The 15,809-nt window shown below is 36.8% G+C and carries 17 protein-coding genes and 1 pseudogene; 15 read left to right on the forward strand and 3 right to left on the reverse strand.

The features are described 5' to 3' along the window. The 9 genes and pseudogenes from J416_RS16300 to J416_RS15135 all read left to right on the forward strand — a co-directional run. Nucleotides 1–650: EndoU domain-containing protein (locus J416_RS16300; protein ID WP_003471559.1), on the forward strand; the 650-nt coding region annotated here is incomplete at its 5' end. Nucleotides 651–671: 21 nt separating this feature from the next. Next, the gene (locus J416_RS11155) at nt 672–992 is read left to right on the forward strand and encodes a hypothetical protein (protein ID WP_003471560.1); all 321 of its coding nucleotides are present in this window, start codon (nt 672–674) and stop codon (nt 990–992) included. 365 nt (nt 993–1,357) lie between these two features. Then, nucleotides 1,358–1,552 (forward strand): hypothetical protein, encoded by a 195-nt coding sequence (locus J416_RS11160; RefSeq protein WP_003471561.1) that lies wholly within the window; start codon nt 1,358–1,360, stop codon nt 1,550–1,552. A gap of 46 nt (nt 1,553–1,598) precedes the next feature. Further along, nucleotides 1,599–1,962 (forward strand): annotated as a pseudogene (locus tag J416_RS11165) (polymorphic toxin type 50 domain-containing protein); the annotation flags it as partial. Nucleotides 1,963–1,980: 18 nt separating this feature from the next. Next, complete coding sequence (locus tag J416_RS11170; protein ID WP_003471562.1) at nt 1,981–2,313, forward strand: hypothetical protein; 333 nt, start codon at nt 1,981–1,983, stop codon at nt 2,311–2,313. A 107-nt stretch (nt 2,314–2,420) separates the two neighbouring features. Continuing rightward, the gene (locus tag J416_RS11175; protein WP_040513448.1) at nt 2,421–2,828 is read left to right on the forward strand and encodes an HI0074 family nucleotidyltransferase substrate-binding subunit; all 408 of its coding nucleotides are present in this window, start codon (nt 2,421–2,423) and stop codon (nt 2,826–2,828) included. After that, the gene (locus tag J416_RS11180) at nt 2,828–3,118 is read left to right on the forward strand and encodes a nucleotidyltransferase domain-containing protein (protein WP_040513454.1); all 291 of its coding nucleotides are present in this window, start codon (nt 2,828–2,830) and stop codon (nt 3,116–3,118) included. Before J416_RS11175 ends, J416_RS11180 begins: the two co-directional genes overlap by 1 nt. Nucleotides 3,119–3,213: 95 nt before the next feature. Beyond that, a complete protein-coding gene (locus tag J416_RS11185; protein ID WP_003471568.1) occupies nt 3,214–3,516 on the forward strand; it encodes a hypothetical protein in 303 nt (100 codons plus the stop codon). Nucleotides 3,517–3,978: 462 nt separating this feature from the next. Then, nucleotides 3,979–5,010 carry a replication protein gene (locus tag J416_RS15135; RefSeq protein WP_003471582.1) on the forward strand — a complete coding sequence of 344 codons (1,032 nt, stop codon included), beginning with the start codon at nt 3,979–3,981 and terminating at the stop codon, nt 5,008–5,010. Nucleotides 5,011–5,293: 283 nt separating this feature from the next. On the opposite strand, the gene J416_RS11195 is transcribed toward J416_RS15135, so the two are convergent. Together J416_RS11195 and J416_RS11200 are read right to left on the reverse strand one after the other, a co-directional pair. Beyond that, nucleotides 5,294–6,622: a sensor histidine kinase gene (locus J416_RS11195; RefSeq protein ID WP_240407277.1), complete on the reverse strand. Its 1,329-nt coding sequence runs from the start codon at nt 6,620–6,622 to the stop codon at nt 5,294–5,296. A gap of 128 nt (nt 6,623–6,750) precedes the next feature. Next, a complete protein-coding gene (locus J416_RS11200; RefSeq protein WP_003471592.1) occupies nt 6,751–7,434 on the reverse strand; it encodes a response regulator transcription factor in 684 nt (227 codons plus the stop codon). A 203-nt stretch (nt 7,435–7,637) separates the two neighbouring features. Here J416_RS11200 and J416_RS16725 point away from each other — a divergent pair, with 203 nt between their 5' ends. From J416_RS16725 to J416_RS11230, 6 genes are all read left to right on the forward strand, one after another. Next, on the forward strand, nt 7,638–8,546 hold the full coding sequence (locus tag J416_RS16725; protein ID WP_003471595.1) for a glycosyltransferase family 39 protein: 909 nt from the start codon (nt 7,638–7,640) through the stop codon (nt 8,544–8,546). Nucleotides 8,547–8,574: 28 nt separating this feature from the next. Continuing rightward, entirely contained in the window at nt 8,575–9,696 is a 1,122-nt protein-coding gene (locus J416_RS16730) for a mannosyltransferase YkcB-related protein (protein ID WP_003471597.1), read from the forward strand. Then, nucleotides 9,689–10,663, forward strand: coding sequence for a glycosyltransferase family 2 protein (locus J416_RS11215; protein ID WP_003471600.1), 975 nt, complete (start codon nt 9,689–9,691; stop codon nt 10,661–10,663). Before J416_RS16730 ends, J416_RS11215 begins: the two co-directional genes overlap by 8 nt. 13 nt (nt 10,664–10,676) lie before the next feature. After that, entirely contained in the window at nt 10,677–11,048 is a 372-nt protein-coding gene (locus tag J416_RS11220; RefSeq protein WP_169331771.1) for a GtrA family protein, read from the forward strand. 294 nt (nt 11,049–11,342) lie between these two features. After that, nucleotides 11,343–11,840: a sigma-70 family RNA polymerase sigma factor gene (locus tag J416_RS11225; protein WP_003471606.1), complete on the forward strand. Its 498-nt coding sequence runs from the start codon at nt 11,343–11,345 to the stop codon at nt 11,838–11,840. A 296-nt stretch (nt 11,841–12,136) separates the two neighbouring features. Next, nucleotides 12,137–13,873 (forward strand): hypothetical protein, encoded by a 1,737-nt coding sequence (locus J416_RS11230; protein ID WP_003471608.1) that lies wholly within the window; start codon nt 12,137–12,139, stop codon nt 13,871–13,873. 221 nt (nt 13,874–14,094) lie between these two features. On the opposite strand, the gene J416_RS15955 is transcribed toward J416_RS11230, so the two are convergent. Beyond that, a partial coding sequence (locus J416_RS15955) for an SA1320 family protein (RefSeq protein WP_003471613.1) occupies nt 14,095–15,809 on the reverse strand: 1,715 nt, incomplete at its 5' end.

The raw sequence follows: 15,809 nt of genomic DNA on the forward strand, positions 1-15,809 counted from the left end.
GACCAGAGGAACATACGGACATAATGGCGGCACAAACCAAAGCGGCCATGGAAGGTTACAACTATTGGACGGGTGAAGAAATATCTTCTTTTCATTCAGCAGCGATTGTGGTATCAGGATTGTCTTCTCATTTCACGTCATGGCGAAGAGGAAGAAAGCTTACCCTTTCCAAAGCTCAACTGAAAAAAGTGAAGGAAAGGAGACAGGCGAATAAGAAGACAAAGAGTCATGCTGATGGTACAGTGAACAACAACGGATCTGTTTCTAAAGGTACGGGTAAATATAATATGGGAACGATAAAACACATTTACCATGGTGAAATTAATAGACGAGGTAAAGCGGTTGGATATCATCATAAAAGTATGATGGGTGGAAAAATTATACCTGGATCCGAGAAAATACCTGATAAAAATGGTGTCTATGAAGCCAAAGTTGAAATAGGTGGGAAGAGAAAAGTAGCCAAATCTAGTTTTTTTCCGAAGGAATGGAATCGTGTAGATGTGTTAAAGGCTATTGATGAAGCATATCAAAATAAAAAACAAATAGGTGCTAATAAGTTTATAGGTAAAAATTCAGCTGGAATTAAAATAGAAATGTTTTTAAATAAGGATGGTTCAATAGCCACTGCCTATCCTTTATATAATAAATAACATAGAAGGTGATAAAACAAGATGAGATATTCATATAAATTTAAAAAAGATCCATTTGGTATCACAAGAATAATACTACCGGAAAAATTAACTGTTTTCTCAGACGCTTTTGAGGATATTTCAACAAAAGAAGAAGCAGATGAGTATATTGGATACGTCAAGAAGGTTTTAACAGGAGATTATGAAGACTTTGAAATCACGTTGAATGCTACAAGTATAAATATTAAGAAAAACATAACAATTGCTGAGCATCATTACCGGGTTGATGAGCCTTTTGAAAGTATTATAGAAACTGATGAATTTTTAGAGTTGATGTTAATCTGGAAAGAGGCCATAGCATAGATAATCGGAGATTGAAAATGTTATAAGATTTAGTTACTTAAGCACTTGTTTGTCTTATTAGGCAACAGGTGTTTTTGTTTTTGGGTTATAAATATTAAATATGGTTAATATTGGAATGTGATTAGGTGAAATTCATAACTCATGAAGGGGCAATATTCGGGAGTGTATGGACTTTTATAATTATCAACGGCCGCATCAGTCCTTATCGATTTTTCGGCGTATGATAAAGAACGGATAGGAAATATGTGGGTCCTAAGTAAAAATGGGAAAGTCGATCAAAGGCAGCGAGGGCTTCCGAAGCTTATAATGAAGCGATTAAAAATGGCGAGATTCAGTTAGAAGGACCAGAGGAACATACGGACATAATGGTAGAACAAACCAAAGCGGCCATGGAAGGTTACAACTATTGGACCGGTGAAGAAATATCGTCCTTCCATTCAGCAGCGATCGTAGTAGCAGGATTGTCTTCTCATTTCACGTCATGGCGAAGAGGAAGAAGCCTTACTTACCCTTGCCAAAGCTCAACTGAAAAAAGTGAAGGAAAGGAGACAGGCGAATAAAGAGAAAAATAATCGCGCTAATAGCAATGAATCTGTTTCTAAGAATAATAGTGTACCTTCTTATGGAAAGAAGTCAGTACCTATAGGACCTTACCAAACAGTGTATGGGTTTCCAGTTAAAGTGAAGCCAACATATTCCCAACACACCAAATTATAAACAGGAAATAGCAAATGGGAAAAACAAGAGTATTTTTTATGGCGAAAATAAATCTGCACAAGAATTGCTTGATAAGTTTGCTGGGAAAGGACAGCTACTACCAAGCGGTAAAAAAGAAAGAATAGACTTTGATAAACCAATTGGAAAGTACTATGATCATGATACTGGCGAATACCATGAAACTACTAGAGGAATGATTCATTACGGAAAAAACGGAGCTCATATAGTACCTTCAGAACCATTGAAAAAGTGAAAAGAGGAGGATATATACATGGAATATGATCCTTTAATACAAACGTTAAAAGGGTATAAAGATAGTGACTTGATAATAGAGTGGGATAGTGGACTAAAAATTATTGGTGAGACGGACACACTCTTTGAAACAGACAATGGTCTAGATGACGATGATGTGAATTTTACCGAATATTATGCTGTTACATTTGAAGTAGATGATATTTTAGCTCATCCAAGTGAAGAAAGTAATTTATATAATTGGTTAATACAAGAGAAAGGTTCATTGGTTGAAATTTCACTTTATGATGATCCGCCACGTGCAGTTTTTCAGGCTGACGGGAAAAGTATATGGGAAAGAAATAATCAATAAAAAATGTTACTGTATATATTTTTTGATGTGGCGAATTTCCTTACACTTTGTGTTATATTAATGGTAACAAACGCGAGGATCGTTTAATAATCTATTCGAGGAGGGGGATGGATTTGTCTCATAATGAAAGAAAACTTACTCAAAGCGTCAACAATTTGGAGAAGTCTTTGCTACGCTTGGAAGAAGCATTACAAGAAGATCATCAAAATAGTTTGATTGTAGACGGGACCATACAACGGTTTGAGTTTACGATAGAATTATTTTGGAAAAGTTTAAAGCGACTATTGCAGAACGAGGGAATTGAAGCCAACACCCCAAAGGAAACGCTAAAAGGAGCCTACCAAGCGAGATGGCTTCATGATGAAACGGCATGGCTTCAAATGCTAAAGGATAGGAATGAAACGTCACATACGTATAATGAGAGACTAGCATTAGAGATATTAGGGAACATCAAGGATTATTATCCAGAAATGAAGAGAACGTTTGTTTTTTTAAAGGAGAAGGGTTTGTTTTGATGAATGATATTTATCAGCAACTTATAGATAGAGCTAAGAGCTATCCAGAAGTTCAAAAAGTTTTATTGTTTGGCTCCAGAGCATATGGTGACAATGACCCTCGTTCAGATATCGATTTGGCAGTGATAGCTCCAGATATCACTCAAAGCGACTGGCTGAAATTTTCTACAGATATAGAAAATGTAGACACATTATTAAAAATTGATTTAATCAAATGGGAAAATGCATCCGATGAATTAAAAAATGAAATACGAGCTTGTCATAGAGAATTGTATCATATGGTTACCTAGTTGAAGAAAAGTATGATGAATGAATACAGGCATCGGCAAAAGTGATATAATTTTTTTCGGTGAACATATACAACAAGATTAAAAGGAGATATCACATGAAGTATTCAGAAAATGCTGTTAAGAAGCTATTGCAAGCGGAGGAATTAAGTCTGGAAGATCAAATAAAGGTTAACATCTTAAACTTTATAAGGACAATCCATCTTAACAGGCAAGACTTTATTCAATCTAGTTATGATTCAAAGTTTTTCGGTGAACTGCCAATGACTTTTCAGAAAAAAGAAGGTCAAGTGATGGGACTAATTACAGCAAAAGTTAATGGAGAAGTTAGGAAGTTTGTATTTAATGATCAAGGTTACGATGCTTTAGAGGATATACTTACGCTATTTGACGAAATTTAGGGGAATTTTTGTTATGAAAGAGTTTTCTGGTTTACTGAAGGATGATCTATTCATTGAGGCCAGAATTCTCAGAGTGAGGCTAGAATTAATTTAGTGAGGCGAGAATTCTCAGAGTGAGGCCAGAATTAATTGGGTGAGGCGAGAATTCTCGGAGTGAGGCCAGAATTAATCTGGTGAAGCCAGAATTCTCGGAGTGAGGCTAGAATTAATTTGGTGAGGCGAGAATCCTTGGACATGTCTAAGTAAAAAAACCCCTCTATGTAAAACCAACACAGTGAAAATCTAATTTCCCATCGCAAAAACGTATAAAATACTAGACGTTTTCTTATTTTTACGTGCTTTCTCGGACGTTTGCCAATGTGAGATTTGAAAATCGATTGGATAGGATGAAGGTATCACACAAACATTTTCTGATGATTTAGTGTGAATAATCGCTCCTATTAACAATGAGAGGTGATTCAATTGGCAAACCCGCAAGTCGAGAATGGATTTATCAAAATTGCGAACGAATTATGGAACGAATTATTAAGACGAGATTTTAGCAAGCGGCAGCTCAATCTGATTTTATTTATTTGGCGTTTATCCTATGGCACAGGGCAGAAAGATTGCAAAATTGATTCATTACGAACATTTGAAGTGACAGGCATCTATAAACAAGATATTCGAAAAGAGTTGGAATTTCTGAAGAGTTGTGCGGTGCTCGATTGGGATGAAGCGTCGATGGTTTTTACCATTAATAAGCATTATCACCTTTGGCAACTTACCCCGAACAAAAAATGGGACAATCAAACATTTAATCGACTGATTCATGAAAATATTAAACGGCGAAATCGTGCGAAAACATCAACCCAAGCACCTACGCCTACACCGAATACAGATCGAAAAGGAAGTGAAATACCTACCGATCCCGATCATCGGGTGCGTAAAACACGAACGTTCAAGTTAGTAAAATACGAACCGATTCAGGCTAAGAAGTCAGCGGCAGCAAGCGATGTAAGCTCCGTAAAGAAAGTAAGGAAGCCAGTAAAGAATAAAGACATAAAATGTAATAGTAGAGACGAGCGCTTTCAGGAAGTCATGGCATTTTATCGAGACAATCTGCAAAGAGGCATCACCGAATCGCCATACAATTATGAAGTGATCACTCAATGTTACGAGGAGTTTGGCTTTGATTTGTTATTAGCTGCAATGAAATTAGCCACAAAAGCTGAGGCCAAAGGGGTAAAATACATGGAAACGGTGCTTTTCAATTGGAAGAAGAAAGGTGTCCGAACGACAGAAGATGCCAGACGTCTCGAACAACAATATAAAGCCAAGCCACACCGAAAGCAAAAGGATCAAAAAAAGAAAGACATTGTTCCCGACTGGTACATAGAACAAAAAGAAAAGTCGCGGAAGAAGAAAGAAATAACGCGATCAGAAGAAGAGAAAAAGCAAAGTGCTGCGCTCATTGATCAAATGTTGGAAGAGTATTTGATGAGTAGTGATGGGTAGCTGGGTTATGCAATCGTATTTTGGATTCAAATTATGTTGAATAATCAGTGTCCATCTCATAGTCACTACCTTTGTTCAGCTAACCCATCTTTTATAGTTCAGGAATTGTCGATAACACTAATCCTTTCTACCGTTTCGGTATTATCCTTAAACGATATCATTAATAACTATCATGCATCTTAAGTAGTCGCTCACTTCAACTCAAACGCCACATAAAAAAAGCTTCCCAGGACAGGAAGCTTCTTTAGAAAAAGATCATTTAATCTTGCTGCAGTACTTTTACTTACTTTAATAGAGGGATAAAAATATAAAATGCAGTCCCATCTCCAACCTTGCTTTCTACTGCTATTTCCCCATTATGTGCTTTAATAATAGAGTTTGAAATGGACAGGCCAAGACCTGCTCCACCTTGATGACGTGTACGTGATTGATCAGCACGGTAGAACCTGTTAAAAATATAAGGAAGATTTTTTTCTTCGATTCCCTGTCCGTTATCACATATAATTAACTTAACGAAATCACTTTCAGCGACCAAAGACAATTTAATGATCCCCGTCTCAGCATCGGTGTAATGGACAGCATTATGGAAAATATTAAGGATCACCTGCTTTAACTTATCAGCATCCGCCATTGTATACAAATTCTCTGTTAAGTCTTTCTCAACATCTCGATCTCCAGCTAAAAAGCTCAGTTGTGGGAGCATTTCCCGGATTAGATCTGTCATATTCGTTTCTTCAAGGTGAAGCCTTGGCACTCTATCTAATTTAGCTAGAAGTAGCAATTCTTCCACTAGCTTAATTACTCTTTTCGTTTCACCATGCATACTGTTCAATATAATATTTAATTGCTCGGAATCTTTGGCCGCACCTCTCAGCAAAACTTCTAAGTATCCATGCACAGAGGTAATCGGTGTACGTAATTCATGAGAAGCATCAGCAACAAACTGTCTCATTTGTTCTTTTGCTTCTTTTTCTTGTAAAAAGGAGTTTTCTAAACGTTCTAGCATTTCATTAAACGATTGACTGAGCTTGTGTATTTCTTCTTGTTCATTATATGTTGGAATCCTTTCTGTTAAATTGTTGGCACCAATTCCTTTTACCCGATCAATCATACTTGATAAAGGATTTAGCGTCTTTTGAATAACCGTTGTATAAAGGGTCAAACCAGTAATTAAGGCAAGAACGGACAGTCCAATAAAAATGAACAATTGCTTCCAAAGCACTTGATGAAGAGTTGCTGTACTAACACTCATTTGTAATAAAGAAAATTGTTCTTCCTGATTATTATTAAAGGCAGGTCGAAACACTACCATTTGCTCTTCGCCAGTTTTATCCTCTGTAATCATATAATTGTCTTCTCTTGGAAAGGGGCCATCTTGCATGACTTGATTTAATTTGTCTTGTGAAAGCTTCGGTACAATGAGTTGTTTATGCTCTAACAAGTTATTGTAATCCCCATCACCATCAATAAGAGAGAGAGTATAATCTTTGAATAGGATATAATTAGGATTTCTTTCATTTTCAGGTGAAGGAAAGTGCTCTAGATCTCGAATAACTGTAATAGGTATAGAACTTAGTCTTGCTTGTAAACTGTCTGCCTCATTTTCGTACAAAAAATCCTTCAGGATGAAAAATTGTAAAAAACCAATTATTAATAGAATGAAGCTTAATATGAAAAACATTCTAGCTAAAAGTTGATAGCGTAACGATTTTGGGGATAGTTTCTTTAAAAAGTTGTTTTTCATTGTACATCAATCCTATAGCCAGCTCCGCGTATTGTGCGGATGATCTGATGTTGTTTGTCTCCTAGTTTATCTCGCAATGAACGGATATAGACTTCTACAATATTTTCTTCACCTTGAAAGGTGTATCCCCAAACTTTGTCTAAAATCATCAATTTACTGATCACCATCCCATGATTGATAACCAAATATTTCAACAATTCGTATTCTGTAGGCGAAAGGGTTAATATATTTTCGTGGTATTTGAATTCTTTTCTCCGCTCATCGATTGTAAACGGGCCATATTTGACCTCGCCAAATAAATCAGGAAACTGGTTCCGAAGCCGTGCTGTGATTCTCGCAAGTAATTCCTCGAAACTAAAAGGTTTCACAAGATAATCATCTGCTCCTATCGTTAATCCCTTAATACGATCATCTACTTCATCTTTTGCGCTTAACATGATGATAGATGTAAAAACGCCGCTTTTCTTAATCATTCGACACACTTCAAAACCGTCCATTCCAGGCATCATAATATCTAAAATGACGACATGGGGCTCGAATTCTTTTAATAAATTTATGGCCATCATTCCTTCTTTAGCAGTACGAACTTGATATCCTTCATTTTCTAGTCCTATTTTTAGAAACTCTAGTATATGTGTATCGTCCTCGACTATTAATATTTTTGCTTCATTGGTTTTCATTGGAATCCACCTTTATATAATTTATCGGTTAAAAGCTCTTGATTAGTATGAGTGATGAAATTCTCACCTTATATTATAAAGTGTTTTTTTGCTTATACCTATGATTTTCAGCTAACTTTCAGCTTGTTTTAACAGAGAAATCAGTTTGATCATTCACAATAAAAATAGCACAGATAAAAGAGATGTCGTAGGAGTGATTAAATTTGAATAAGCGTTTTTTTAGTCGTTTTGATGTGCCGTTAGTCATTATCGTCTGTTTAGCAGCATTTCTAAATCTATACAATATTTGGACAGAAGAATATGTGAACACGTACTATACAACTGCTGTAGCAGCAATGATGGAAAACTTTCATAATTTTTTCTTTGTTTCTCTTGATTCAGCTGGTTCGGTCACAGTAGATAAACCACCAGTTACATTTTGGATTCAAACAATTAGTGCACTCATCTTTGGCTTAGAAGGATGGAGTGTTATCCTTCCTCAAGCTATCTCGGGAATGGGTTCGGTTATATTAATGTATATATTGGTTAAACCATCATTTGGGACAATAGCTGCTAGATTGTCTGCTTTAGCGATGGCCATAACACCTGTCGCAGTAGCTGTAAGTAGAACAAATAATATTGATAGTATGCTTGTTTTTACCTTGTTATTAGCAACATGGCTTCTGTTCAAAGGGATTAGAAAGCAACATACGTGGACTATTATAGGAGCTTTTGCCGTTGTTGGTGTTGCATTTAATATGAAGATGCTTCAAGCCTATATGATACTGCCAGCCTTTTATTTATTCTATTTGTTGGCATTCCGGCAGAATTGGAAGAAAAAAATCGGGGTTTTATCAGGGGCAACTGCCGTTCTTTTAGTTATTTCACTATCGTGGGCTGTTATTGTAGACACTATTCCAGAAGATCAGCGACCATTTGTCGGGAGTAGTGATACGAATTCAGTCTTAGAACTTGCTTTTGGCTATAATGGTGCAGCTAGATTAACAGGGAATCAAGGTGGACCAGGTGACGGCGGTGGTAACATGCGACAAGGGACAATAATGGAAATCCGTTTACTAGTGATTCTGGAACAAACCAAAATAATCAAGCGAATCCATTTCAAGGAGAAATGAATGGAAATGATAATGGAGCATTCCGAATATGCCAAATGAATCTCCAGGAAATACGGATAGAAATAATCCAGGTGGAAGGGGATCAAATATGCCAGGTGGCAATCCTGGTGGGGGTGGAATGTTTAATACAGGAGAAGAAGGGCCATTACGCCTTTTTCAAGAGAGTCTATCAGGACAAGCAAGCTGGCTACTTCCGTTTGTCTTATTAGCTAGTTTAAGTTTCCTTAAAATAACAAGACTCAAGCAGATGAGATTCCAGTCAAAAGAAATTATCTTTTGGTTAGCGTGGTTGGTACCAGTTGCTATCTTTTTCAGTATTGCAGGTTTCTTCCACCAATATTACCTAATCATGCTGGCACCACCTATTGCCGCTTTGTTTGGCGCAGGAGCGATCAACATGTATCAAGACTACAAGCATAAGAAAAATATAAAAGGCTGGTTATTGCCTATTGCTATTTTGATCACTGCTGCTTTTCAATGGTACATCATTATGCCATACGACGAAATGATCGGAAAAGGTTGGTCTTATAGTGTGCTCGTTCTAGGAATATTAGCATTCTTAGTTTTCACAATAGTTAAATGTATGAAAAATAATGTATTGCAAAGATATGGTATAGCCATGCTGCTTATCCTTTTTATTGGCCCATTATATTGGGCTGCTACGCCAATTGTATACGGTGGCAATAGCATGCTTCCAGCGGCTGGTCCTACGACTCAGGGAGATATGAGAGGAATAGGAATGGAGAATGCAGGTGGTATGAACGAAGAATTACTCAACTATGTAAAAGAAAATAATACAGGTGAAGAATATCTATTTGCCACTTCAAGTTATAATACAGCAGCTCCTTACATGATTGATGAAGGTGCATCCGTTATGATCATGAACGGTTTTTCTGGTTCAGATCAAGTTTACACAGTGGAAGAGATCGAAGAATTAGTTGCAGAAGGAAAGGTTAAATATTTTCTGATTTCGGAACGAGGATTTGGTAGACAAGGAAATGATGAGGTGACGGAATGGCTCACAGAAAATGGGGAAGAAATAACATTCGAAGAATCGAGCTCCACAAATAGTGATAATCAAAGCTTCGGTGACAATGGTAGCACATTATATAAAGTAACTTTATCTGAAGGAGGGAGCGGTAATGAGTAGAGAAATTCAATATTCCGTTATTGTTCCTATGTATAACGAAGAAGAAGTAATTGAAGAAACATATCGTCGTTTGAAAAAAGTAATGAACGAATTGAATCAACCTTATGAACTTCTGTTTATAGACGATGGCAGTCAAGATCATACGTTAGAGAAAATGCAGGAATATAGTAAGTGGGATCAGACAGTGAAGGTAATAGAGTTTGCTCGAAACTTTGGTCATCAGGTTGCTATCACTGCTGGTATGGATTTTGCAGAAGGAGAAGCGGTGGTTGTAATAGATGCTGATCTTCAGGACCCGCCAGAGTTAATTAAAGATATGGTGCTTAAATGGAAAGAGGGATATGAAGTCGTATATGCCAAACGGATAAAGCGAAAAGGTGAGACAGTTTTTAAACGAGTAACCGCTACTCTATATTACCGTATATTAAAAGCACTGACAGATATAGATATTCCTATTAACACGGGTGATTTCCGCTTAATAGATCATAAGGTTTGTGATCAAATGAAACAGCTTCAGGAAAAAAATCGATTTGTCCGTGGACTTGTTAGCTGGGTTGGATTCAAGCAAACAGCCATTGAGTATGTTCGAGATGAACGTATTTATGGAGAATCTAAATATCCACTCAAAAAGATGTTAAAGCTCTCTTTAGACGGTATCACCTCATTTTCTTATAAGCCGTTAAAGATTGCGAGTTATTTAGGAATACTCCTGTCGATTGTAGGATTTCTATACATGCTTGTGGTGATTTATCAGAGATTATTCACCGATACTACTATTACTGGTTGGTCCTCTGTCATCGTTATTCAACTATTTTTCTTTGGAATAGTTCTATCGATCCTCGGAATATTGGGAGAATACATTGGCAGAATTTACGATGAATCGAAAGGAAGGCCGACATATATTGTCAAAGAAAGTTATGGAATAAATGAAAGGAAATCAAATGAATCGTTTATTAAACAAAAATAATGGAATGAAATTTATGAAATTTGGACTAGTGGGTAGTATGAATACGCTTATTGATATAACGCTTTTTTTCTTACTATCACTAGCAGGGATTCTATACCCACTGGCTCAAACGATTTCGTATAGTGGCGGGGTATTAAACAGTTATTTTTTTAACAGGAAGTGGACCTTTCAACAAAAAGAAAGAAAGAATCGACGCGAGTTTATTCGTTTTGTAATTGTAAATTTGGGGACATTGTGCTTTTCGATTCTTTTATTAAAGTTGGCATATGAATATATTAATTTAAGTCTTGTAATGGCCAAAGCTTTCGCAACGTTAGGGGCTCTAATCTTCAATTTTGTGTTAACAGATAAATGGGTATTTCTTAATCAAAAAAGGAGAGGATAAAAGGAGAATAAAAAAAGCTGTCATACCAGTTGCAGGACTTGGAACTCGATTTTTACCTGCGACCGACAATCAATCATTAAAAAGTGTGTTGCTTTCATACATGTTCACCGTACTTTATTGATCACAGTTAATAATCACATTTTCTTACCTCGTTTACAGAAAACCTTCGCAAGTTTTGTTATTTTCAACTAGGGCAAACAAAATATGTGCATGTGACGCATGACGTACGTTTCCTATATGCTTTAGATACCGCGGAATTAGCGCGAAGGTGCCTTTGCATATAGGAGTTTTAATGTGAAAGAGTTTACGGAATTATTGAAAGATTTTGAGCCGATGATTTATTCATTGATGCACAAATACCAGATTCGTGATCCAGAGGGTGACTTTTATCAGGAAGCGTCGATTGCATTGTGGCGTGCTTATCAGAAGTATGATGAGGGGAAAAGCCGATTTTCTACGTATGCCTATTACTGTATCAAGCATACCTTTCTCAATATGATCGACAAGCACAATCGGGAAGTGCGGCGTCAGCAGGTTTGGATGGAACAAACGGTGGAGCAAGACTTATATACGGAAGATTCAATCGGAATAGAAGAGCAACTTTTACGTGATATTCGAGCAGTTTTAACCGACAAGCAATGGTGCTGGTTTGTGCAATATGTATTGAAGGATCAGTCGGTAAAACAAATCGCAAAGCGTGAAAAGGTCACTGTTGATGCCGTCAAAAATTGGGGAAGACTCGCCAGGCAGAAAACGAAGAAAGTCATGGAGCAGTATAGTTGGTTAGAATGAAAGAGACACGGGGTTTTGCACCCGTGTCTTTTCATCATTTAGGCATTTGATGCAACTGATCATATTCCGCTCCATAATGTTTTCTTGCATTTATTTCATGAATGAAAGATGAACGTGACACTTAATTACGTAGTGATTCAATCGTCCTCCAAACGTGAACAATTGTACTTTCAAGAGGTCTGTCCTTCATCACGTTTAGATCGATTCTAGTAACCTATTCATGATATAATGTCATGGGGATGTGTCCTTTTTGCAATGAAAGTCTAGTAGAATAAATATAAAGGGGAGTGACATCAATGGCTTTTGATTATGGATCGGATTCACTAGATATTAAAAATCCCTTTAAAAAGGAAGGCTTGCTTTATTTAGTCAGCGGTACCGTTATTTTATTCATTGGAATTTTATCAGTATTTACTCTAAGGGCAAATATTGCAGGCAATGAGCAATTAATAGGTTGGTTTAATCTAATGGTTTGCCTTGTTTTGGTATCGGGAGGGGTTAGTTACATTGCTAAGGGATTAATAAAGATTTCACGTTTTTATGTAGGTCGAGGGATACCTACAAGCCTGTCGAAAAACCAAGCAAAAAGTGAAAAACATACTAGTGAACCAAGTGTTCCCTATCAATCGCAGACATTAGAACAGATGATTGTTGGAAGAAAAAACCCAACTTTCAAAGAACCGACATCATTGTTGGAACGCGCCGTATATAGCATGTTTCCCAAATTCATGTTCTTACCGTATGCTATGCGAAATTTTATTAATTTGTATATTCGCAAAATAGGATATTCTCTAATCGGTTTTCTTTTTTATGTATTAGCGTTATTATCAGGCACTGTAGGATTAACTTTCTTAAGTCAATCATCTTTTGCCAACTGGATGGGGATTGGACTATTACTCTATTTAGTTGTGATATGGGTGTTTAAGCCTATTCGAAAAAAAGAAGTTATTCAAGAAAAACAATTAAGCCAGGGACAAAATGGTCATATTGTTTGGCCAATTGTGTTATCAGTTTTATTACCAACAGGCATAGAAGTGCTATTAAGACAGGGTATCACATTACCAGAAGCACCATTTAATCCAACTTTTGCACTTGTACTGTTTTTATTATTAATGACATTAACTTTTGTTGTCAGCCTTTTGTTAACAAGAATAAGAGCTGAAATCGCAGAACCAATTACGGAGACATCTGAATTTCGTGAGCATTGGCAAGAGAATGTTCACCCAAAAGATTTTTTTAGAGCGCTGGATATGGAGATGATGGATCTCCGTTACAAAGAGATACCTAACAGAATTTATCGTGAGTTAAATCCTAATTTAAATATGGAAGGGAGTATGGATAAAGGAAGTTTTGCTGGGGATACCATCCAAGAAACGCAACCTGTCTATCAAGAAGTGGATTATCCGGATTCCTTACAAACGTTTCGATTAGGTTCAGCAATTGCTGGTCATCTGTTCGTTGTCGTTGCAGCATTTCTATTGTATTTTGCTATGCCGGCTGAATTAAGCTTAAATGGACTTTTTCCCAGTTTATTGTTTCCGGTAATCTTGTATGTTTTTGGAGTATCTTTATTGATGTTAGCCCATTTGTATTGGGGAGAAATTCAGTTTAAAAGTTATTTGATTCATTTTCAAGGGGAAGGAACATACTCGGAATCGAAGCTATCTGTAGGGATGTCTTATGATGACTCGACAAGAAGTGAGAATACTGTAGTACGCACATCGTACACTACCTATTTCTTAGTATCTCAAATTATTTCAAGTACGCAAGCACAATCTGGAGCAAATGCATTTCGAAATGCTAGATACGTTATTAGTCTTCATAAAGCAGATAATATGATGGATCATTTGGTGGATAGAATTAAATATTTCTTAGCCGATCGTGAATTTATTGCCTCAACTGTCTCGGAAAAAGATGGGAAAGCAATGGAACAGATATTTGCGATTAATGAAGCTGCTGCATCCAAACAAAAACATACCGATGAAACAGAAAAAGAAAAACGTTTAAATCAAAAATTACATGATCATCAGTAAAAGAATCCCTCACTTTTACAAAAAGTGAGGGATTCTGTCTGTTAACAACTAATTCCCCTTGGGACTAATGTTTTCTACAGGTGATGAACTGTTAATGAGATATGTTGTGCGTTCTCGAGATATAATTCATGTGCGCGAGATAAAATTTATTTTTATAAGGTATAAAGAAATTTTCCGAGATAAATTGCCCGTTCAGGAGATTTCAACTGCTCTATATTTCTTTAATATAAAGTACCGCGCTCGATTTGTTCACTCAACAGTGAATTCTTTTTATCTATTTCTTCACCATTGAGGACTAGCTCATCGATTGCTTTTGCCTTTTCATCCGCTAATTGATGATTGATATCATGAAATAATAAATCGATTTCCTTCAAGAGTGATAGAGAGGCATGATTGTATAAATAAACATCTGAATAACGTTGATTATCGAACAAGGCGTGTTCGATATAGGGTCGGAATCTTTCTAAAATGACAGGTATATTGTTTTCTAACCGACTGAGTCCATCACGTATTCCATCTATTCTTGAAATGAAGGTATCGATGGGGGAGACCATAGCATTAACGATAGCTTGAACCTGTTCTTGATAGTTGGTAAAATAGGATATTAAAAATCCAGGAAGTGAATAGTTAAAATAAATGTTTGGTGCTCCTTTTACTGCTTCTGAAAGATTCTCTAAACTCGTTTTGATGACCCATATGATATCGTGTAGGACGCCTACAATTGGCGCAATTGTCACATGTATGGCTGTCTTGAAAAAAGTATATGATGCATCCAATTGTATTTCTTTTATTCGCATTCTTGTTTTTAAATACGGTGATTGTTCTAAGGTGATTTTCTCGGAAGCTGTAGCGACCGCTGTATGAGAGGGAATGTTTTGCTTGTTCGTAATCGCATCAGCAATAGACTTGTCCGTTGTTGTAAAATGATTGGCTGTTTCATACACCTGATGTTTGAATCTATTGATTTGTTGTTGGATCTTGTCGTGATTACTCTGGACGATGTTGAAATGTGCATGCATTTCTTCAACGACCGTATCATACCATAGTTCCGTACCGACATGAAATCCAGTATGAAGTAATTCGGGAATTTTTTCTGTGATGATTAACCTAAAATTATCGGTTAAATCGTCCACGTTCTCTTCTAGATTATGTAATTTTCGTCTGGCTTGATCCACTAATGTAGAAACGTCTACATTTTGTCTTGTAATAAATTCGATAAGCTCAGCAGGTGGTGAATTTAATACGTAGTTGAGTGATTGCCCTTTTTGTTCAATGAGATCAAGAAGGGAATGTAGCCATCGTAATTCTGATTTGAGTTGGTTTCCCATCCATGTGATATCTTCGAATAAGGAATTTCCGATTTCTTCTACGACAATCTCATCAAAGGCTTCCTGCATCTTGTTGATTCTGGCTCTTCTTTTCGCTCGCTCATCCTGAATTATTTCCATCGAATTATCGAGATAATTCTTTACTTTCGATAGACGATCAATAACGGCGTCTTCTAAGCCGTTCGCTAGCACTTCTAATGCTTCTGGGGTGATATCAATTTGGTGAGGATCGCCGTACAATGGTTGACCGGTCCAAATGCTTGTTACAATGTGTTCATCAGCTTCGATGTAAATTTTACCTGAACCAGGACCACCATCAGGACGAATGTTGTAATATTGATCTCCGCCGTTTCGTAAATAACCGGTGTGATTACTGCCGATCGTACTGAATGGTCTTGCAGCTGCTGGAATTCCGTTATGTATTTCATGCTTGGCACCGGGAATACGATCATCATAATTTAAACTCATAAGGGAACCTGTTAAAATATCATATTTTCCAAGATAATTTGTAATATTGTTATAGTCCTTGTCTTTATCGACTACATGTTCTGGTAAGAGGGCAGGGTTATAAGTGACCGCTCGAACATCGGGGAATTCCACAGCAACGG

This window comes from Gracilibacillus halophilus YIM-C55.5, from assembly GCF_000359605.1.
GTDB lineage: Bacteria > Bacillota > Bacilli > Bacillales > Amphibacillaceae > Gracilibacillus > Gracilibacillus halophilus.

Bases quoted from the DNA above. Each gene is read 5' to 3' on its own strand.
- J416_RS11155 (WP_003471560.1), top strand. From the start codon at position 672: ATGAGATATTCATATAAATTTAAAAAAGATCCATTTGGTATCACAAGA.
- J416_RS11160 (WP_003471561.1), top strand. From the start codon at position 1,358: ATGGTAGAACAAACCAAAGCGGCCATGGAAGGTTACAACTATTGGACC.
- J416_RS11170 (WP_003471562.1), top strand. From the start codon at position 1,981: ATGGAATATGATCCTTTAATACAAACGTTAAAAGGGTATAAAGATAGT.
- J416_RS11175 (WP_040513448.1), top strand. From the start codon at position 2,421: ATGGATTTGTCTCATAATGAAAGAAAACTTACTCAAAGCGTCAACAAT.
- J416_RS11180 (WP_040513454.1), top strand. From the start codon at position 2,828: ATGAATGATATTTATCAGCAACTTATAGATAGAGCTAAGAGCTATCCA.
- J416_RS11185 (WP_003471568.1), top strand. From the start codon at position 3,214: ATGAAGTATTCAGAAAATGCTGTTAAGAAGCTATTGCAAGCGGAGGAA.
- J416_RS11200 (WP_003471592.1), bottom strand. From the start codon at position 7,434: ATGAAAACCAATGAAGCAAAAATATTAATAGTCGAGGACGATACACAT.
- J416_RS16730 (WP_003471597.1), top strand. From the start codon at position 8,575: ATGCCAAATGAATCTCCAGGAAATACGGATAGAAATAATCCAGGTGGA.
- J416_RS11215 (WP_003471600.1), top strand. From the start codon at position 9,689: ATGAGTAGAGAAATTCAATATTCCGTTATTGTTCCTATGTATAACGAA.
- J416_RS11220 (WP_169331771.1), top strand. From the start codon at position 10,677: ATGAAATTTGGACTAGTGGGTAGTATGAATACGCTTATTGATATAACG.
- J416_RS11230 (WP_003471608.1), top strand. From the start codon at position 12,137: ATGGCTTTTGATTATGGATCGGATTCACTAGATATTAAAAATCCCTTT.